This is a genomic window from Streptomyces sp. NBC_01241, from assembly GCF_041435435.1.
In the GTDB taxonomy this organism is placed as follows: domain Bacteria; phylum Actinomycetota; class Actinomycetes; order Streptomycetales; family Streptomycetaceae; genus Streptomyces.
Genome location: NZ_CP108494.1, coordinates 3,376,527 through 3,395,534, shown reverse-complemented (window position 1 = coordinate 3,395,534; position 19,008 = coordinate 3,376,527). Strand labels below are relative to the sequence as shown.

Below are 19,008 nucleotides of genomic sequence, written 5' to 3'. Positions count from 1 at the left end.
GCGATGGTGACCTTTGCGCAGGCGCAGGAGCGCGCGGACGAGTGGATCAACGGCGATGTGCCCGCGTACCAGCACCGTGAGGTGCGGGTGCGGGAGTTCGAGCTGGGCTTCGTGGTGTGGGGCGAGGACCGTGCCGAGGGTCCGGTCTCGGACGGGGGCCGGCAGCGGCTGGTGATCGCCCGGGACAGCGGTGAGGCCACGCTGTGGCCGGGGTTGCCGGTGGGTGAGGTGATCCGGCGGTACGAGGAGGAGTACGGGGCGCACGACGCGGCTCCGGCCGCTCCGGAGCCGCCGCAGCGCATCGACCTGAATCAGACGTCGTTCCTGCTGAGCCCCCCGGAGTGGCTCCAGGAAGCGGCCGACAAGCTGGGCATTCCGGATCAGCGGGCGGGGCGGGACGGGGGCGCGGTCCCTTCGGCGCCGTCGGCTCCCTCGGCCCCGTCGGCTTCTCCGGCTCCCCCGGACGGTTCGCGGGGTGGGCCGGTCGCGTACGAGCCGACGGCCAACGACGGCGTTCCGGCGTCCTCCGTCGCCGCGTCGCCGCCGAACGTGCCCGCCGGGGCCACCCCCTGGGCCGGGACCGACACCAACGCGGGTTCCGACGACGGTGCGGTGCCGCTGCCGGCCACGGTGTTCGCGCCGCCGCTCTCGGGTGCCGACGACGAAGGGACCCCGCCGCCGGTCGTGCCGGCCGACGCGCCGACCGCCCTGATGTCGGGGGGCAGTCGGTTGCCGCCGACGGCGGTCGCCCCCGGCCTGGAGCCGCGGGGCAGCGGTGCGCCCGCGCCGGGTGCGCCGGGTGCTTCCGGCTCGGTTCCCGGCCCCGGCCCCAGTGCCGGTGACATCGCGGACGCGGCCACCAGCAAGGCCGTCGTGCCGCCGCGCGGTGCGCGCGGGGGCGGTCCGACGACTCCGCCGCCGCCGGGTGCCCCCGGTACGCCGGGTGCGCGACCGGGTGCGCCTGTGCCGCCGCCCTCGGGTCCGGGTGCGCCCGGCGCTCCGGCGGGCGGATACCTGCCGACGCAGCTCGTTTCCCAGCAGGGCCCGCCCGGTCCGCCCGGTCCGCCGGCGCCCCCTGCCCCGCCTGGTTCGATGCCTCCGCCGCCCGGTGGTGGGGTGCATCATGCGGCGACGATGCTGGCGGATCCGAGCATGGGCGGCCTGGGTGCGCCGCAGCCGCCCGGTCCTCCTGGTCCGCCCGCGCCACCTGGCCCTCCTGGCCCTCCGGGTGCGCCCGCGCCTCCGGGTCCGCCCGGTCCGCCCGCGCCTCCTGGCCCTCCGGGTTCGACGCCTCCGCCGCCCGGTGGTGGGGTGCATCATGCCGCGACGATGCTGGCCGACCCGAGCATGGGCGGCCTCCGCGCTCCCCAGCCGCCCGGTCCGCCTGGTCCTCTCGGTCCGTCCGGAATGCCGCAGGGCGGCGCCCCCACGCCGCCGCCCCCGGCGTACGGGTATCCGCAGGCACCCGTTGGTCAGCCGACCGTCGGCCCCGGCTACCAGGCCGTGCTGCGTTACCGCGCGCCCGACGGCAGCGAGCAGCAGCTGATCCGCCGCTCGGCGCCCGGCACCCCGCATCCCGAGTGGCAGATGCTGCACGAGCTGCGGGCCATGAACGTGCCGCCGCAGCAGGTCATCGAGCTGCACACCGAGCTGGAGTCGTGCGAGCTGCCCGGTGGGTACTGCGCGCGGATGATCCGGGAGACCTGGCCGCAGGTGCGGATCACCAGCGTCGCCCCGTACGGCACCGATCACGCCAGCCGTCAGCAGGGCATGCAGCATCTGCTCACGCATCAGGGCGAGCTGCATCAGGTGGCGGACGGGCCGGCGCGGCCGGCGCCGGTGCGGGCGCCGCTGCCGCAGATGCAGCCCGCGCCGCCGTTGCCGCCGGAGGCCGTCGCGCAGGAGCTGTTGCAGGCCTTCGGGCCGCAGGGCATCCTCCGCTTCGATCAGCGCGCGGTGTCGCGTCAGGGTGTGCCCGAGACCGTGGCACAGACGTTGGTGTGGGCGGGGCTGCCCGCCGACTTCGGGCCGTTCTTCTGGGCGCAGCCGGGCCGGCCGGTGGTGCCGACGCTGGGTGAGCTGGCCGCCCAGCGGCAGGTGCAGGCCGCCCCGGACGCGGGGTCGTACCTCGTCATGGGGTCCGACTTCGGGCGGGCGATCTGCGTCCAGTACGGCACCGCGAACATCGTGGCGGTGCCGGTCGAGGCAGGGCCCGGCGGGCAGTCGGTGGCGCCGCAGTTCGTGAACACCGGGTTGCCGGAGTTCCAGCGTTCGATGGCGCTGCTCGGCCGGATGTGGCGGCTGCGGTTCGGGCTCAATCCGGAGCAGGCGGGCCGCTGGACGGTCGACTTCCAGGCCCAGCTGGTGGCGCTGGACGCGGCGGCGCTGGCGTCGCCGGAGAGCTGGTGGTCCGTACTGCTCGAACAGATGTGGGACGGGTTGATCTGACCCGGCAGGTTTCCGCGTACGGCGCCCGGTTCCCCGTGAGGGGGGCCGGGCGCCGTGCTGTGTGCGGTCTGTGATGCCGGTCGCTTCCGTCCGGAAAGTCGTGGATCGATTCCGACTTCTGCGGCAATTGCCGCATCCTTAGACGTACTACAGGTGGTCGGAGAGTCGGAAAGAGGCTTCAGGGATGAGTTCTGCACCGGTGTCCGCGCATGGCTTCGTCGGCGTACGCGGACGCGGTTACCGTCCGGAGCAGGTGGACCGGGCCGTGGACGCGCTGTCGGCGGAGCGGGACGGGGCGTGGGAGCAGGTGGCCCGGCTGACCGCGCTGGTGGAGGAGTTGTCGGCCGAGTCGGTGCGGCTGGGCGAGGCCGTCGCACAGCTGGCCCCGCAGGATTACGCGTCGCTCGGTGAGCGCGCCCAGCGGATCCTGGCGCTCGCCGAAGGCGAGGCCGAGGCCGTCCTGGGCGCCGCCCAGGAGGAGGCGCAGGCGTTGCGGGACGCGGCGGACGAGGCGGGCCGGGGGCTCCGCGAGTCGGCGCGCGCCGATGCCGGGGCGATGCGGGCGGCAGCCGAGAAGCATGCCGACGAGACGTTGTCCGCGGCCCGGGGCGCCGCCGAGCGGACCTTCGTCGAGGCCCGCGAGGAGGCCGTGGAGGTGCGGGAACTGGCGGAGTCCGCGATGGCCGAGACACGTCGTCGCACCGCGAGCGTCCTGGCCCACCAGGAGCAGGAGCACGCCGAGCGGTGGAAGGCGGCCGAACGCGAAGTGGCGGAGGCCGAGGCGGCGCAGGCGGCGCGGCACGACGAGCTGACCGAGCAGGCGGAGGCCCGCCTGGCCGAGGCGCGGCGGGCGCTGGCCGAGACGGAGGAGGCCGCGCGGCACGGTCAGGAGGACGCGGAGGCGCAGGGCGCGGCGCTGATCGCGGCGGCCAGGTTCCGTGAGGAGCGGGTGATCCGGGAGACGGAGCGGATTCTGCGGGAGCACGAGGAGGGCCGCGAGGAGGTGCAGGCGCACATGACGCACGTACGGAACTCCCTCGCGGCGCTCACCGGGCGGGTGGGTCCGGCGGAGGACTGATCGGTGCAGTGCAGTGCACTGTCACGGATATTCGCGTAGGCGGAACCGGGCTGCGACGGCCTCAAGGACTGGCGGTGCATCCGGATGTCCGCCCACGCGCCGACCCTCGGATGCGGCAGCGTGTCGGCCGGTCCGAGGGCCCGCCGACTACCGGCCGGGGTGGAAGCGGCGGTCTCTCTTCAACTCGGCTATGAACGAGGTCCAGGAGGGCGCGGCGAAGGACAGTGCCGGGCCGTGGGCCGCCTTGCTGTCACGGATGGGGACGACTCCGGGGAATCCGTCCGCCACTTCCACGCAGTTGCCTCCCTCCTGATTGCTGTAGCTGCTTTTGCGCCAGGCGGCGTCGGTCAGATCGGGACGGGACACTCGCGTCACGGTGGTTGTCCTCCATCGCGGATCGGATCATGTCGAGCGACATGAGAGGGGGCAGAGCTGCCGCCCGGAGCTGATCGTAGGTCACCGCGAAGCGCCTGACTTCCTCCGGATCCTCGATCAACTGGCCGTAATGCGCGCCTTCTGTGTAGCTGACCTCCGTGCCGTCGGGAAGGACCAGAACGGTCAGGGATCCGCCCATGGCGGCGTGCTCGCCCTGGGCGAACGGCAGTACCTGCACGGTGATGTGGGGTTCCTCGGCCGTGGCCAGCAGGTGGGCCAGTTGGGCGTGCATGACTGCCGGGCCACCCACCGGGCGTCGTAGCACCGCCTCGTCGAGGACCACCCACAGCTCGGGACGACCGGCGGACCACAGGCGCTTCTGACGGTCCAATCGTGCCGTCAGCCGCTCCTCCAGGTGTTCCTCGCTCTTGAGCGTGCGTCCGACACCCAGTACCGCCCGTGCGTACGCCTCGGTCTGCAGTAGGCCCGGGACCACATGTGCGGCGTACTCCCTGATCGCCGCCGCCCGCGCCGAGAGGGCCATGAACGTCTGTGCCCAGTCCGGGAACGCCTCACGGCGGACGAACGGCCACAGGTCGACCAGCAGTTCGTCCGCCACCAGAGCTGTGTCCAGGGCCTGCGCCAGCTCCAGGGTCGGCTTGGCTCCGGACGACCGCTCGATCTGGGTGATCCGGGTGCTGACGACGTGTGTCATCCTGCCCAGCTCGGCCTGGGTCAGCCCGGCCGCCGCACGGAGTTTGCGTACGCGTGAACCGAACAGCGCGGCCATCGATTCCTGGGGGTCGATCGCCTTGGCCATGGCTTCACTTCCTCTGTTTACGGCCGGGAAGATAATGCTTCGTCACCTTCTGAGCCTAGGTGTTCCGGTCGACTCTTGACTGCGGAACGTAGTGAATCCCGCACTCTGTGGGATGCGTGAGGAACGACAGGACGGGATGGGCCGCACCATGCTCAAGGCAGTGACTGTGCCGGACGACGGGTCGCAGCGAGAGCCGAACGGCACTTCGCATGCGGAAGGAAGCGAGGCAACGACGCCCCCGGCCGGCCAACGGCGCTTCTTCTCGATGCAGTTCACGTCGACCGCGCGCGGTGCCCGGCTCGCCCGGCAGGCGGCGGTGAGGCACCTCGGTCAGTGGGAGTTCTCCCCGGCGTCGGAGGTCTCCTGCACCGTTGCCCTGGTGGTGGCCGAGCTCGCGGCCAATGCTGTGCGCCATGGCCGGGTCCCTGGCCGGAACTTCCTCCTGAGCGTGACGTATGAGACGGGAACTCGCCGGATCCGTGTCGAGGTCTCCGATGCCTGCCCGGAGCTGCCGCCGGTCGACCCGTCCGTGTCGGCCGATGATGACGAGTCGGGGCGGGGGCTGGTCCTCGTCGATGCGCTTGCTGACCGGTGGGGGGCGGCTCCGCGCACTCCCCTCGGGAAGACGGTGTGGGCGGAGTGCCGTGCTGGGTAGCGCCCGGTCAGGCATCTGATCGTCATTCCCCGGTCGACGTCTGCGCCCCCGTTCTCAGGTGCGGTCGGCCGGTGGCACCCCCGCCAGGATGCGGGGCTCCTCCCTGTCGTACCGGCGGCGGGCCTCGGCCGCCGTGTAACGGGGCAGGACGGTTCCCAGCCAGCCCGCCAGGAATCCGGCGGGGATGGAGACGAGGCCGGTCGTGGTGAACGGGAACCAGTTGAAGTCCTGCCCGGGGAAGACCGAGGAGGGCGAGCCCGAGACCAGATTGGTGCCGGTGATCAGCACCATGGCGGTGACGGTGCCGACGATCAGGGTGCAGAGCAGTCCGGTGCGGGTGAAGCGTCGCCAGAACATGCTGTAGACGAGGGCCGGGGCCAACGCCGACGCGCCGACGCAGAACGAGAGCGTCGCCAGTGCCTGCACATTCCAGTGTCTGGCCACCACGGCGAGGGCGATGGCGAGCAGTCCGACGGCGACCGCCGAAGCCTGTGCCGTACGCATTTCGGACAGGCGCGGCAGTGGCTTCCTGTTCGGGTCGCGCACCCCGTGCAGTCCGTGGGCGAAGAGATCGTGTGCGAGGGAGTTCGCGCAGGCGAGGATCATTCCGGCGACGGAGGCGAGCAGCGTCAGGAAGATCGCTGTCGTCATCGTCGTGACGATCAGCGCGCCCAGTTGGCCGCCGCCCGCGACCACGCCGCTGACCTGGAGGATCGAGCTGTTTCCGGATGCTCCGGCGGCGGTGATGCGGTCGTGGCCGACGAGTGCCGCCGCGCCGAAGCCGATCACGACGACGAGGAGACAGATCGCGGCGACCACGGCGACCGCCCAGGACAGTGAGCGGCGGACGGCCTGGGTGGAGCGGCCGCTCGTCATCCGCATGGCCACGTGGGGCAGGCAGGCGGCACCGAGTACCACGGTCAGTTCGGAGCTGACCATGTCGAGTCCGCTGCCCTCGAACTGGAGCCCCGAGCGCAGATACCCGGCACCGGCGCCGCTGCTGTTCCGGGCGGCCGAGAGCAGGGCGCCGGTGTCCCAGCCGAAACGGTTCATGACCAGTACGGAGATGGTGAACGCGGCGACGAAGAGGACGACCGTCTTCACGATCTGGATCAGTGACGTGCCCTTCATGCCGCCGATCGCCGCATAGCCGATCATCAGGGTGCCGAGTCCGATGATGGCGCCGGTGCGGAATCCCGAACTGTCGAAGCCCAGGATGAAGGCGAGCAGATCGCCGCTGCTGGCGAGTTGGACGACCATCATCGGGACGAGCGCGGCGAGGGTGGTCGCACAGGCGGTGATGCGGACGGCGCGGCCGGGGGCGCGGCGCACGAGCAGGTCGCCCACGGTGAACCCGCCCGCGTTGCGCAGGGGTTCGGCCAGCAGGAACATCAGCAGGACGAGCGAGAGGGTGATGCTCAGGGCGAGGATCGTCCCGTCGTAGCCGGTCAGGGCGATGATGCCGGTGGTGCTGAGAACCGTGGCCGCGGAGAGGTAGTCGCCCGCGAGGGCAAGGCCGTTCTGCAGGGGCGAGAGCGAGCGGGAGCCGGCGTAGAACTCGTCGAGGTCGTCGCGGTCCGGACCGGTCATCACACAGAGCAGCAGCGCGACGGTGGCCACCGCGAGAAACGCCACCAGGGACATCGACTGCGCGGACTTGTCGAATCCGTTCACCGGGCCGCTCCCGCTCTTCGGAGCCGGGCGGCGAGCGGGTCGACCGTGCGCCGGGCGGTCCGTTCGTACAGGACGACGGCGAGCAGCGTCACCGGGAACTGGCCGAGCCCCAGCGCCAGGCCGATGTTGAGGCCGCCGAACAGGGGGCGTTCCATCAGGCCCTTGGCGAAGGCCGACAGCAGGAGGAAGGCGACGAAGTAGCCGAGTGCGGTCAGGGTCGTGATGCGCCGCAGCAGCCGGTACGCGGTGCGCAGCCGGCGCAGGTCGCCGTGGCGGGCGGCTCCGGCCACGGGGGTGGCGGGCGGGTCCGGCAGCTCCGGGGGCGGTACGGGGTCCGAACTCTGCCAGGGCAGCAGATAGTCGGGGCGTTGCGGAGAGGGGGACCGATGCCCTCGGGGCGCCGTCGGCAGCCGTTCGGGCCAGGAGGAGTACGGGGACGGGGACGGGGGCGGGCTTCCGTACGACATCTGGGTGCTGCTCCTTGCATGGCTCGGGTCCTGGGCTGGACGGCAAGGCAGGAGTGCGGTGGTGCTGTCGGAAGCGCGAACATTACTCGCCGGTATGGGGAGTTGGGGAGACGTTGGCCGGAACTACCCAAGGTAATGGCTCAGTTGCATGAGGTCCGGCCCGGCGGAAACCCCTGCGGAAAGGTCTTCGACGGCGCTTGTTCACCTAGGGTCTGTTGCGAAAGTGCTGGTCACGGACATGCGCTGCTCGGCTGTGCTTCCATGTTGCCGTGAATCGAAAGCATGCCCTCGCGGCTGAAGGCCCCCTGATCCGTCATGTCCGGCGTCGCAGTGAGTCGGACCTTGACGAGTGCGTCCTGGTGCTCGCTGACGTCCACGAAGCCGACGGATATCCGGTGAACTGGCCGGACCACCCCGTCGGCTGGCTGTCACAGCCGTCACTGTTCGCGGCCTGGGTAGCGGAAGCGGACGGGCGGATCCTTGGTCACATCGGCCTGTCCCGTAGCGAGTCAGGGGACGCGGCCCCCGGCCTGTGGAGCAGGCGTGAGGGCCTGAGCGTCGAGGTGACTGCCGTGGTCAGCCGCCTGTTCGTCGCTCCGACGGCCAGGGGTCAAGGGATCGGCGCGCTGCTGATGGCGCAGGCGGTGCGGGAAGCGCGGGAACGCGATCTGCATCCGGTCCTCGATGTCGTGGCCTCTGACATCGCGGCAGCGGCTCTGTATGAACGTCTGGGCTGGAGCTTGCTGGCCACCGTCGATCAGCAGTGGAGTCCGACCGAAACTGTGACCGTGCGTTGCTACGCCGCTCCTGCGTGACCATTCCCGCACTCGTAAGCTTGTCGTTTAACCTCGGCGCTCGATGAGGCGGGTGAGTGTCTCTGTGGGCCAGCAGAGCCATTCGAGGAAGGGGTGGTTGACGACGAAGTAGTGGGCGCTGACCTGGCCCCGCTGCTTGTCGATGATTTGCGGGGCTTCATCGCGGTAGACGTAGCGGAGGTAGCGGCGGCGGATCGGCGCTCCTGCCATCAGCAACGCTGGTGAGGCGACGAGGATGACCAGCGGAATCAGGGCCCTCACGGCCGTGAGCTTGGCTCTCTCCTCGTATCGCATGTGCTCAATTGTGCTGATCCGCGTTGTCGTTTGTCAGCCTGCTCGTCGGGGTTTCGTGCCGACCTTGTGGTGCGAGGGGCGGCTGTATGCCTCGCCGGTAGCGAGGACTCGTCCCACGTCGTGACGGGTGGCAGGGCGGTGGTTCTTCGAGCCGAGCGGCCGTCCAGGACCGGGGCGGGACGGTTTCGGTGCACTGGCTGGAGAACCGGTCTGCTCGACCACCTGACGTTGCGCGCCACACAGCGCGGCGAGTACCTGGCCGACGTGCTCGCGGCGCGGGCCGGATCCACCGAAGCGGCCGTGGGCCTCATGGACCGGCTCCTGGTTGCCGAATCGGCCGAATCCGTTTTGTTGCGCGAGGTCAACTCCGCCCAGGTGAAGAGGCCGAAGAGCGGCACGCGCGAGGACGCCTGGCACGGTCTCTGGGAGCGGCTAGCCGATGACATGGACTCGATCCCGGAGAGCGAATACGAGCGTCGGCGGCGCTGCGGTGCCCTGCGGGGGCACAGCGTCGACTCGACCCACCCGCCTACCCATCTGCGCCGCGCCCGGCTGCAGGTCGGATCCTCAGCGGCCGGTGAAAGACAATCCGGACACCGATGCTGGGTTCATCGTGGAACCGCTTAGCCTCAATACCGTTCAGCTAAGCGCCACACCTGTGCTGCCACTACGCCATCCGCACCCTGATGGCCGACACTGCCGCGCACGCCGGCCACGACCCCGACAGAGTCTCCTTCGTCAAGGCCCCCCGCATCGCTTGCCGTTCAGTCGCGCAGAGCCCATTTTTCCCCCTGACACTGACACGGCCGACGCGATCTGGCATCACGCCATCCGATGGCTCACCCAACACCTCAACCCACCACGCCGAAAGCGCACACACCCACGAGTCGTCAAACGCAAGATCCTGAAATGAGCCGCGAAACGCTCCCACTACACCCACTGGCCCCAACCCAAACACAACCCCCACATCGCCATCCAAATTCACTAACTGAACGGTATTGAGGCTAAGGGGCCGCGGCACGGGCCCGCCCGGCGCCGTGGCGCCGGACGTCTGCGGTCTACCGCGCCGGGGCGTCGCTCGCGGGCTCCTCGGGGAGGACGGGGAAGCGGCGCGGGGCCACGAAGACGAGCACGAGGAGGGCGAGTGCCGCGGCCCCGGCGGCGCCCAGGTAGACGTGGTCGACGGCGGCGTCGACGGCCCGTCGCAGGTAGTCCGTCGCGGCGGCCGAGAGCCTGCCCGGGTCGTCCAGGGCGTGCGAGATCGCGTCCAGGTCGCCCGGCAGTCCGGGCACCGGGGCGGCGGCCAGCCGGGACGCGAGGATTCCGTTGGCGACGGCCCCGAAGAGCGCGGCGCCGATGCTCTGGCCGACCTGGCGGCAGAAGAGCACGGACGCGGTCGTCGTACCGCGCTCGGCCCAGCCGACCGTCGACTGGACGCCGACGATCAGCGGCAGCTGGAACAGGCCGAGCGCCGCGCCGAGCAGCAGCATGATCAGGGCGGGCTGCCAGGCCTCGCCCGGATACGGCAGCAGCGGGAAGGCGAGCAGTATCAGCAGGGCGCAGCTCATGCCGATGATCGCGGTGCGGCGGAAGCCGATGCGGTTGTAGACGCGGTTGGAGAACGCCGCCGACACCGGCCAGCTCAGGGTCATCACGGACAGGACGAATCCGGCGGCGATCGGGCCGAGGCCCAGCACCGACTGGGCGTACGTCGGCAGGAAGACCGTGGGGGCGACCATCAGCAGCCCCATCGCGCCCAGCGCCAGATTGACCGAGGCGATGGTCCGGCGCCGCCAGACCCAGCCGGGAATGATCGGCTCGGCGGCCCGCCGCTCGACGACGACGGTCAGCGCGCCGAGCGCGACGCTGCCGGCCAGTAGCCCGAGGGACGGGGCGGAGAACCAGGGCCAGGCGACGCCGCCCTGGACGAGCGCGGTCAGCAGCAGGGTGCCCGTCGCGAAGACGAGGAGGGCGCCCGCCCAGTCGATCCGGGGGCGGGGCGCGCCGGCCGCCCGGCGGGTGCCGGACGGCTCGTGGAGGTGACGTACGACGAGCCAGAGTGCGAGCGCCCCGACCGGCAGATTGATCAGGAAGATCCAGCGCCAGTCCGCGTACACCGCGAACAGCCCGCCGATCACCGGCCCCGCGACCGCCGAAGTGGCCCACACGGTCGACAGCTTGGCCTGGATCTTCGGTCGTTCCTTGAGCGGGTAGAGGTCCGCGGCGATGGTCTGCACGGTGCCTTGCAGGGCGCCGCCGCCCAGGCCCTGGACGACGCGGAAGGCGATCAGCGCGGCCATGTTCCAGGCGGCGGCGCAGAGCACCGAACCGAACAGGAAGAGGGCTATGCCGACGATCAGGACCGGCTTGCGGCCGAAGGTGTCGGAGAGCTTTCCGTACACCGGCAGGGACACCGTCACGGCCAGCAGATAGCCGGAGAACAGCCACGAGAAGACGGCGAAGCCGCCGAGATCGCCGACGATCTGCGGGACGGCGGTGGAGACGATGGTGCCGTCGATGGCCGACAGGGCCATCCCGAGCATCAGGGCGGCGACCACCGGACCGCGTCCGCGCGGCGTCGCGGGGGAGGAGTCCGGGGTGAGCCCGGAGTCCGGTATCGCTTCGGTACTGCCGTCCCCGTTACCGCCCGCGCCGCTCACCGAGATTCCTTCCCCCTGCACGCACTTTCTCGGACACTGTCTCACCCGTGGGCGGCGGTGGGGAGGTGCCGCTGCTGGGGGAGGAGGCCGGGGGCGGACCCGGTTCCCCTGCCGACCTCGGCACATGCACCCCCGGGGCCGGCCCCTGACACGGTTCTCCCCCCTGGGGCCGAGACCCCTAGGGGGCGCTACCCACTTCTGCCCGGGGGTGGTTCCTCCCGGCGGAGGACGTGACGGCGGCGGTCCGTTCCTTAACGTGTTCTTACACCGCGAATGCGGCTGATTCCCACCGCGGATGCGGCAGACCGCAGGGGGCGGGGTGGGGAAAACCCCACCCGAAGACTGCGCTGGGCACCAGCGCGCCGGGCCCCTGCGAACACCAGACTTCATACGTACGCTGCGACCACCTGAAAAACACATGACCGACATAGGAGATAAACCGTGACAACGGCTGTAACCATTCCCAGGCACGAGGGCACTGGAGGGCGTACGGCCGTCGCTGCGCGAGCGCGACAGGTCGTCAAGGCGTACGGGGCGGGGGAGACCCGGGTCGTCGCGCTCGACCATGTCGATGTGGACATCGCCCGCGGGCAGTTCACGGCGATCATGGGCCCGTCCGGCTCCGGCAAGTCGACCCTGATGCACTGCCTGGCCGGCCTGGACACCGTGACCTCCGGTCAGATCTTCCTCGACGAGACCGAGATCACCGGGCTCAAGGACAAGAAGCTCACCCAGCTCCGCCGGGACCGGATCGGCTTCATCTTCCAGGCGTTCAACCTGCTCCCCACGCTCAACGCGCTGGAGAACATCACGCTGCCGTTGGACATCGCGGGCCGCAAGCCCGACGCGGCCTGGCTGCGGCAGGTCGTGGAGACGGTCGGTCTCGCCGAACGGCTGAAGCACCGGCCCACCGAGCTCTCCGGCGGCCAGCAGCAGCGCGTCGCGGTGGCCAGGGCGCTCGCCGCCCGGCCGGAGATCATCTTCGGTGACGAGCCCACCGGAAACCTGGACTCGCGGGCCGGCGCCGAGGTGCTGAGCTTCCTGCGCAAGTCCGTCGACGAACTGGGCCAGACCATCGTCATGGTCACCCACGACCCGGTCGCCGCCTCCTACGCGGACCGGGTGCTGTACCTCGCCGACGGGCGCATCGTCGACGAGATGCACAACCCGACGGCCGACCAGGTCCTCGACCGCATGAAGGACTTCGACTCGCGCGGGCGGACGTCATGACCGTCTGGAAGACATCGAGGCGGAACTTCTTCGCCCACAAGGGACGCATGGCGCTCTCCGCCGTCGCGGTCCTGCTGTCGGTGGCGTTCGTGTGCGGCACGCTCGTCTTCACCGACACCATGAACACCACGTTCGACAAGCTCTTCGCCGCGACGTCGGCCGATGTCACCGTCAGCCCGAAGACCCCCGAGGACGACGACCGGCTTCCGGAGAACGGCAAGCCCGTCACGCTCCCCGCCTCCGCCGTCCAGCAGGTCGGCAAGGCCACCGGCGTGAAGGACGCCGAGGGCGCGGTCTCCAGCATGTCCGTCACCGTCGTCGACAGCCACGACAAGAACATGGGCTCGACGACGGGCGCCCCGACGATCGCGGGCAACTGGACGAAGAACGACCTGCGTTCGATGGAGATCACCTCCGGCCACGCACCGCGCGGCCCGACCGAGGTGATGGTCGACGCCGACACCGCCGACAAGCACCACCTGAAGCTCGGTGACGAACTGCGCACCATCGCCGCCACCGGCGACATCAACGCGAAGATCAGCGGCATCGCCACTTTCAAGGTCACCAACCCCGGCGCGGCGGTCGTCTACTTCGACACCGTCACCGCGCAGACGAAACTGCTCGGCAAGCCGGACGTCTTCAGCCTCATCTCCGTCACCGCCGAACAAGGCGTCAGCGACACGCAGTTGAAGCAGGCCGTCGCCACGGCGCTCGGTGACACCTCCGCGTACAAGCTCCAGACGCAGAAGGAGGCCGCGGACGCCAACAAGAACTCGATGGGCTCCTTCCTCGACGTCATGAAGTACGCGATGCTCGGCTTCGCCGGGATCGCCTTCCTCGTCGGCATCTTCCTGATCGTCAACACCTTCTCGATGCTGGTCGCCCAGCGCACCCGCGAGATCGGCCTGATGCGGGCCATCGGCTCCAGCCGCAAGCAGGTCAACCGTTCCGTGCTCATCGAGGCGCTGTTCCTCGGCATCCTCGGCTCCGTCCTCGGCGTCGGCGCGGGCATCGGCCTCGCCGTCGGCCTGATGAAGCTCATGGGCGCCGTGGGCATGGACCTGTCCACCGACGACCTCACGGTCGCCTGGACGACCCCGGTCGTCGGCCTCGCGCTCGGCATCATCGTGACCGTCGTCGCCGCGTACATCCCGGCCCGTCGCGCCGGGAAGATCTCCCCGATGGCCGCCCTGCGCGACGCCGGAACCCCGGCGGACGGCCGGGCCGGCCGGGTCAGGGCCGCGATCGGCCTGGTCCTCACCCTCGGCGGCGGCACCGCGCTCTACGCCGCGACGCGGGCCGACAAGTCGAGCGAGGGCTCGCTCTTCCTCACTGTGGGCGTGGTCCTCACCCTGATCGGCTTCATCGTGATCGGCCCGCTGCTGGCCGGCTTCGTGGTCCGGGTGCTGAGCGCGGTCATGCTGCGGATGTTCGGCCCCGTCGGACGGCTCGCGGAGCGCAACGCCCTGCGCAACCCGCGCCGCACCGGAGCGACCGGCGCCGCCCTGATGATCGGCCTCGCCCTGGTCGCCTGCCTCTCGGTCGTCGGATCCTCCATGGTCGCCTCGGCCACCGAGGAACTCGACAAGTCGGTCGGCGCCGACTTCATCGTCCAGCCGGCCGGCGGCAACCCGACGCTCCTCGTGGACCAAGCGGTCAAGTCCCTGGAGGCCGTGCCGGACATCGAGCACCTCACCGGCTACAAGGTCGTCAGCGCCGGGATCACGGCCCCCGACGGCACCACCGAGAACAAGGTCCTGGCCGCTGTCGATCCCACGTACCAGGAGGACGTCCGGCGCGAGACGGTCGCCGGGAAGCTGGCCGACGCGTACGGCAAGGACGCCATGTCCGTCGGCGACACGTACGCCACCAAGCACCACCTCAAGGTCGGCGACCGGCTCACCGTCGCGTTCAGGGGCGGCGAGACCGCGAAGCTGAGGCTCGCCGCGATCACCTCGGACGACGTGAACATCGACAAGGGCGCGATGTACACGAACGTCGCGACCGCCGCGCGGTACGTCCCCGCCGACAGCCTGCCGAAGAACATGATGATGTTCGCGAAGGCCGCGGACGGCAAGGAGAAGGAGGCGTACGCCGCGCTGAAGGCCGCCCTCGTCAAGTACCCGCAGTACGAGGTGAAGAACCAGGCCGACTTCAAGCAGCAGCTGAAGGACCAGATCGGCCAGCTGCTGAACATCGTCTACGGCCTGCTGGCGCTCGCGATCATCGTCGCGGTGCTCGGTGTGGTGAACACCCTGGCCCTGTCGGTGGTCGAGCGGACCCGTGAGATCGGCCTGATGCGCGCCATCGGCTTCTCCCGCCTCCAGCTGCGCTGGATGATTTGCCTGGAGTCGGTGGTCATCGCCGTCTTCGGCGCCCTGCTCGGTCTCGGCCTCGGCATGGGCTGGGGCACGGCGGCCCAGAAGCTGCTGGCCCTGGAGGGCCTCAACGTCCTGGAGATCCCGTGGCCGACGATCCTCACGGTCTTCGTCGCCTCAGCCTTCGTGGGCCTGTTCGCGGCCCTGGTCCCGGCGTTCCGGGCGGGCAGGATGAACGTGCTGAACGCGATCGCCACGGAATAGCGAGGACCGACCGGCGAGACCGGCGAGACCGGTGATTCCGGCGAGACTGGTGATTCCGGCGCCCGACGTAGGATGACTGAGCCGGCCCCGGGGTGTTCCTCCAAACACCCCGGGGCCGGCTGCGTGCGTCCGGGGAACGGGCCGGTGGCGGCCGGATCCGGCGACGGCCCGGTGGCGGCCGGATCCGACCCGCTGAGCCGGATTGCGGGCGCGGCTGTCACAGCGGAGTCGTACGCTGGGAACCCCCGGCCCGTGAGACGTGTCGGGTCCTTCGTGTTGCCCCTACGCGTCGCCCCCTGGCAGCAGCCGGCTGTCAGACCTCGCCCTCGTTACCCGGACGGAAGCCCTTCATGAGCCTGCACGGTCTGCTGGATGTCGTCGTACGTGACCCGGCACTCTCCGAAGCGGTGAAGGCCGCGACCGACGGCCACCGGATGCGTGTCGACCTCGTCGGCCCGCCCGCCGCCCGCCCCTTCGCCGTGGCCGCGCTGGCCCGCGAGACCGACCGGACCGTGCTCGCCGTCACCGCGACCGGCCGGGAGGCCGAGGACCTGGCGGCCGCGCTGCGCACCCTGCTGCCGCCGGACACGATCGCCGAGTTCCCGTCCTGGGAGACCCTGCCGCACGAGCGGCTCTCGCCCCGCTCCGACACCGTGGGCCGCCGCCTCGCCGTGCTGCGGCGCCTCGCGCACCCGAGGAAGGACGACCCGGAGACCGGGCCCGTCAAGGTCGTCGTCGCACCGGTGCGCTCCGTGCTCCAGCCGCAGGTCAAGGGGCTCGGTGACCTGGAACCCGTAGCGCTGCGCATCGGACAGAGCGCCGACCTCGGCAAGACGGTCGACGCGCTCGCGGCAGCCGCGTACTCCCGGGTCGAACTGGTCGAGAAGCGCGGTGAATTCGCCGTGCGCGGCGGCATCCTCGACGTCTTCCCGCCGACCGAGGAGCACCCCCTTCGGGTGGAATTCTGGGGCGACGACGTCGAGGAGATCCGCTACTTCAAGATCGCCGACCAGCGGTCGCTGGAGATCGCCGAGCACGGACTGTGGGCGCCGCCCTGCCGGGAGCTGCTGCTGACCGGCGAGGTCCGCGCGCGGGCCGCCGCCCTCGCCGAGCAGCACCCGGAGCTGGGCGAGCTGCTCGGCAAGATCGCCGAGGGGATCGCGGTGGAGGGCATGGAGTCCCTCGCCCCGGTCCTCGTCGACGACATGGAACTGCTGCTCGACGTGTTGCCGAAGGGCTCGATGGCGCTGGTCTGCGACCCGGAGCGGGTACGTACGAGGGCCGCCGACCTGGTCGCCACCAGCCAGGAGTTCCTCCAGGCGTCCTGGGCGGCGACCGCGGGCGGCGGCGAGGCCCCGATCGACGTCGGCGCGGCATCGCTGTGGGGCATCGCGGACGTCCGCGACCGGGCCCGCGAGCTGGAGATGATGTGGTGGTCGGTCTCCCCGTTCGCCGCGGACGAGGAGCTCGACGAGGACACCCTCAAGCTCACGATGCACGCCCCGGAGTCGTACCGGGGCGACACCGCCCGCGCGCTCGCCGACACCAAGGGCTGGATCGCCGACGGCTGGCGCACGGTGTACGTCACCGAGGGCCACGGGCTCGCCTCCCGTACCGTCGAGGTGCTGAGCGGCGAGGGCATCGCGGCCCGGCTGGATCCCGACCTGGCCGAGATCTCCCCGTCCCTGGTCCACGTCTCCTGCGGCGCGATCGACCAAGGCTTCGTCGACCCGGCGCTCAAGCTCGCCGTACTGACCGAGACGGACCTCACCGGCCAGCGCACCGCCACCAAGGACCTGGGCCGGATGCCGGCCCGCCGCCGCAAGACGATCGACCCGCTGACGCTGGAGACCGGCGACTACATCGTCCACGAGCAGCACGGGGTGGGCCGCTACATCGAGATGGTGCAGCGCACCGTGCAGGGCGCCACCCGTGAGTACCTCCTCGTCGAGTACGCCCCCGCCAAGCGTGGCCAGCCCGGCGACCGCCTCTACATTCCGACCGACCAGCTGGAACAGGTCACCAAGTACGTCGGCGGCGAGGCACCGACCCTGCACCGGCTCGGCGGCGCCGACTGGACCAAGACCAAGGCGCGCGCCAAGAAGGCCGTCAAGGAGATCGCCGCCGACCTGATCAAGCTGTACTCGGCACGGATGGCGGCGCCCGGCCATGTCTTCGGCCCCGACACGCCCTGGCAGCGCGAACTGGAGGACGCCTTCCCGTACGCGGAGACGCCCGACCAGCTCACCACCATCGCCGAAGTCAAGGAGGACATGGAGAAGTCCGTCCCGATGGACCGGCTGATCTGCGGCGACGTCGGCTACGGGAAGACGGAGATCGCGGTACGGGCGGCCTTCAAGGCGGTCCAGGACGGCAAGCAGGTCGCCGTACTCGTCCCCACGACCCTCCTGGTCCAGCAGCACCACGGCACGTTCACCGAGCGCTACTCCCAGTTCCCGGTCAACGTACGGGCGCTGAGCCGCTTCCAGTCGGATTCCGAATCCAAGTCGACCCTCGAAGGGCTTCGCGAGGGCTCCGTCGATCTGGTCATCGGCACCCACCGCCTCTTCTCCTCCGAGACGAAGTTCAAGGACCTCGGCCTGGTCATCGTCGACGAGGAGCAACGCTTCGGCGTCGAGCACAAGGAGCAGTTGAAGAAGCTCCGCGCCAACGTGGACGTTCTCACCATGTCCGCGACGCCCATCCCCCGTACGCTCGAAATGGCCGTCACCGGCATCCGCGAGATGTCGACGATCACCACGCCGCCCGAGGAGCGCCACCCGGTCCTCACCTTCGTCGGACCGTACGAGGAGAAGCAGATCGGCGCGGCCATCCGCCGTGAACTGCTCCGCGAGGGCCAGGCGTTCTACATCCACAACCGCGTCGAGTCGATCGACCGGGCCGCCGCCCGACTGCGCGAGATCATCCCCGAGGCGAGGATCGCGACAGCACACGGTCAGATGTCCGAACAGGCCCTGGAACAGGTGGTGGTGGACTTCTGGGAGAAGAAGTTCGACGTCCTGGTCTCCACGACGATCGTCGAGTCCGGCATCGACATCTCCAACGCCAACACCCTGATCGTGGAACGCGGCGACAACTTCGGCCTCTCCCAGCTCCACCAGCTGCGCGGCCGGGTCGGCCGGGGCCGCGAGCGCGGCTACGCCTACTTCCTCTACCCGCCGGAGAAGCCGCTCACCGAGACGGCCCACGAGCGGCTGGCCACGATCGCCCAGCACACCGAGATGGGCGCGGGCATGTACGTGGCGATGAAGGACCTCGAAATCCGCGGCGCCGGAAACCTCCTGGGCGGCGAACAGTCGGGCCACATCGCGGGCGTCGGCTTCGACCTGTACGTACGCATGGTGGGCGAGGCGGTCGCCGACTACCGGGCCTCCCTCGAAGGCGGCGTGGAGGAGGAACCGCCCCTGGAGGTCAAGATCGAGCTTCCGGTCGACGCCCACGTCCCCCACGACTACGCCCCCGGCGAGCGGCTGCGCCTCCAGGCGTACCGGGCCATCGCCTCCGCCAACACGGAGGACGACATCAGGGCGGTCCGCGAGGAACTCACCGACCGCTACGGCAAGCTCCCCGAGCCGGTCGAGAACCTGCTCCTGGTCGCCGGTCTGCGCATGCTGGCCCGCGCCTGTGGCGTCGGCGAGATCGTGCTCCAGGGTTCGAACATCCGGTTCGCCCCGGTCGGGCTGCGCGAATCGCAGGAGCTGCGTCTGAAGCGCCTCTACCCGAAGACGGTCATCAAGCCGGCCGTCCACCAGATCCTGGTCCCGCGCCCCACCACCGGCAGGATCGGCGGCAAGCCGGTCGTCGGCCGCGAACTGCTGGCGTGGACGGGGGAGTTCCTCACGACGATCCTGGGGTCGTAGTTCCTGGACCGCTCGATGTAAACGCCCGC

14 protein-coding genes and 2 pseudogenes are annotated in these 19,008 nt (G+C 70.5%); 9 read left to right on the top strand and 7 right to left on the bottom strand.

Annotated elements, in window-relative coordinates:
- The first annotated feature begins 3 nt into the window (after window positions 1-3).
- Both OG306_RS14810 and OG306_RS14805 read left to right on the top strand, forming a co-directional pair.
- On the top strand, window positions 4-2,448 hold the full coding sequence (locus OG306_RS14810; RefSeq protein WP_371665368.1) for an SUKH-4 family immunity protein: 2,445 nt from the start codon (window positions 4-6) through the stop codon (window positions 2,446-2,448).
- Between the two features lie 184 nt (window positions 2,449-2,632).
- Window positions 2,633-3,526, top strand: coding sequence for a cellulose-binding protein (locus tag OG306_RS14805; RefSeq protein WP_371665367.1), 894 nt, complete (start codon window positions 2,633-2,635; stop codon window positions 3,524-3,526).
- 147 nt (window positions 3,527-3,673) lie between these two features.
- Here OG306_RS14805 and OG306_RS14800 read toward each other — a convergent pair whose 3' ends face one another.
- Window positions 3,674-3,814 carry a DUF397 domain-containing protein gene (locus OG306_RS14800; protein ID WP_371665366.1) on the bottom strand — a complete coding sequence of 47 codons (141 nt, stop codon included), beginning with the start codon at window positions 3,812-3,814 and terminating at the stop codon, window positions 3,674-3,676.
- Window positions 3,777-4,691 (bottom strand): helix-turn-helix domain-containing protein, encoded by a 915-nt coding sequence (locus tag OG306_RS14795; RefSeq protein ID WP_371666242.1) that lies wholly within the window; start codon window positions 4,689-4,691, stop codon window positions 3,777-3,779. Before OG306_RS14795 ends, OG306_RS14800 begins: the two co-directional genes overlap by 38 nt.
- 142 nt (window positions 4,692-4,833) lie before the next feature.
- Here OG306_RS14795 and OG306_RS14790 point away from each other — a divergent pair, with 142 nt between their 5' ends.
- On the top strand, window positions 4,834-5,376 hold the full coding sequence (locus OG306_RS14790; protein WP_323183865.1) for an ATP-binding protein: 543 nt from the start codon (window positions 4,834-4,836) through the stop codon (window positions 5,374-5,376).
- Window positions 5,377-5,430: 54 nt separating this feature from the next.
- Here OG306_RS14790 and OG306_RS14785 read toward each other — a convergent pair whose 3' ends face one another.
- Both OG306_RS14785 and OG306_RS14780 read right to left on the bottom strand, forming a co-directional pair.
- Window positions 5,431-7,050, bottom strand: a complete 1,620-nt coding sequence (locus OG306_RS14785; protein ID WP_266746639.1) for a cation acetate symporter — start codon at window positions 7,048-7,050, stop codon at window positions 5,431-5,433.
- Window positions 7,047-7,517 carry a DUF485 domain-containing protein gene (locus tag OG306_RS14780; protein ID WP_266746638.1) on the bottom strand — a complete coding sequence of 157 codons (471 nt, stop codon included), beginning with the start codon at window positions 7,515-7,517 and terminating at the stop codon, window positions 7,047-7,049. Before OG306_RS14780 ends, OG306_RS14785 begins: the two co-directional genes overlap by 4 nt.
- Window positions 7,518-7,786: 269 nt before the next feature.
- On the opposite strand from OG306_RS14780, the gene OG306_RS14775 reads away from it, so the two are divergent.
- On the top strand, window positions 7,787-8,332 hold the full coding sequence (locus OG306_RS14775) for a GNAT family N-acetyltransferase (RefSeq protein WP_266746637.1): 546 nt from the start codon (window positions 7,787-7,789) through the stop codon (window positions 8,330-8,332).
- Window positions 8,333-8,359: 27 nt separating this feature from the next.
- On the opposite strand, the gene OG306_RS14770 is transcribed toward OG306_RS14775, so the two are convergent.
- Together OG306_RS14770 and OG306_RS14765 are read right to left on the bottom strand one after the other, a co-directional pair.
- Window positions 8,360-8,626, bottom strand: coding sequence for a hypothetical protein (locus OG306_RS14770; RefSeq protein ID WP_266746636.1), 267 nt, complete (start codon window positions 8,624-8,626; stop codon window positions 8,360-8,362).
- A gap of 33 nt (window positions 8,627-8,659) precedes the next feature.
- Window positions 8,660-8,827: pseudogene (locus tag OG306_RS14765) on the bottom strand (NF041680 family putative transposase); the annotation flags it as partial.
- A gap of 27 nt (window positions 8,828-8,854) precedes the next feature.
- Between OG306_RS14765 and OG306_RS14760 the strand changes: the two are divergent.
- Window positions 8,855-9,253: a hypothetical protein gene (locus OG306_RS14760; protein ID WP_266746635.1), complete on the top strand. Its 399-nt coding sequence runs from the start codon at window positions 8,855-8,857 to the stop codon at window positions 9,251-9,253.
- Between the two features lie 26 nt (window positions 9,254-9,279).
- A pseudogene (locus OG306_RS14755) lies at window positions 9,280-9,417 on the top strand (IS4 family transposase); the annotation flags it as partial.
- A 267-nt stretch (window positions 9,418-9,684) separates the two neighbouring features.
- Here the strand turns inward: OG306_RS14755 and OG306_RS14750 are convergent.
- Complete coding sequence (locus OG306_RS14750; protein WP_371666241.1) at window positions 9,685-11,169, bottom strand: MFS transporter; 1,485 nt, start codon at window positions 11,167-11,169, stop codon at window positions 9,685-9,687.
- 558 nt (window positions 11,170-11,727) lie between these two features.
- On the opposite strand from OG306_RS14750, the gene OG306_RS14745 reads away from it, so the two are divergent.
- From OG306_RS14745 to mfd, 3 genes are all read left to right on the top strand, one after another.
- Window positions 11,728-12,516, top strand: a complete 789-nt coding sequence (locus OG306_RS14745) for an ABC transporter ATP-binding protein (RefSeq protein WP_266906418.1) — start codon at window positions 11,728-11,730, stop codon at window positions 12,514-12,516.
- The gene (locus OG306_RS14740) at window positions 12,513-15,098 is read left to right on the top strand and encodes an ABC transporter permease (RefSeq protein ID WP_266906420.1); all 2,586 of its coding nucleotides are present in this window, start codon (window positions 12,513-12,515) and stop codon (window positions 15,096-15,098) included. The genes OG306_RS14745 and OG306_RS14740 overlap by 4 nt, the downstream gene beginning before the upstream one ends.
- A 350-nt stretch (window positions 15,099-15,448) precedes the next feature.
- Window positions 15,449-18,979 carry a transcription-repair coupling factor gene (mfd, locus tag OG306_RS14735; RefSeq protein ID WP_327259151.1) on the top strand — a complete coding sequence of 1,177 codons (3,531 nt, stop codon included), beginning with the start codon at window positions 15,449-15,451 and terminating at the stop codon, window positions 18,977-18,979.
- Window positions 18,980-19,008 lie beyond the last annotated feature (29 nt).

Excerpts from the sequence above, each read along its gene's own strand:
- OG306_RS14810 (WP_371665368.1), top strand. The coding sequence starts at position 4 with ATGGTGACCTTTGCGCAGGCGCAGGAGCGCGCGGACGAGTGGATCAAC.
- OG306_RS14805 (WP_371665367.1), top strand. The coding sequence starts at position 2,633 with ATGAGTTCTGCACCGGTGTCCGCGCATGGCTTCGTCGGCGTACGCGGA.
- OG306_RS14795 (WP_371666242.1), bottom strand. The coding sequence starts at position 4,691 with ATGGCCGCGCTGTTCGGTTCACGCGTACGCAAACTCCGTGCGGCGGCC.
- OG306_RS14790 (WP_323183865.1), top strand. The coding sequence starts at position 4,834 with ATGCGTGAGGAACGACAGGACGGGATGGGCCGCACCATGCTCAAGGCA.
- OG306_RS14780 (WP_266746638.1), bottom strand. The coding sequence starts at position 7,517 with ATGTCGTACGGAAGCCCGCCCCCGTCCCCGTCCCCGTACTCCTCCTGG.
- OG306_RS14770 (WP_266746636.1), bottom strand. The coding sequence starts at position 8,626 with ATGCGATACGAGGAGAGAGCCAAGCTCACGGCCGTGAGGGCCCTGATT.
- OG306_RS14750 (WP_371666241.1), bottom strand. The coding sequence starts at position 11,169 with ATGCTCGGGATGGCCCTGTCGGCCATCGACGGCACCATCGTCTCCACC.
- OG306_RS14740 (WP_266906420.1), top strand. The coding sequence starts at position 12,513 with ATGACCGTCTGGAAGACATCGAGGCGGAACTTCTTCGCCCACAAGGGA.
- mfd (WP_327259151.1), top strand. The coding sequence starts at position 15,449 with ATGAGCCTGCACGGTCTGCTGGATGTCGTCGTACGTGACCCGGCACTC.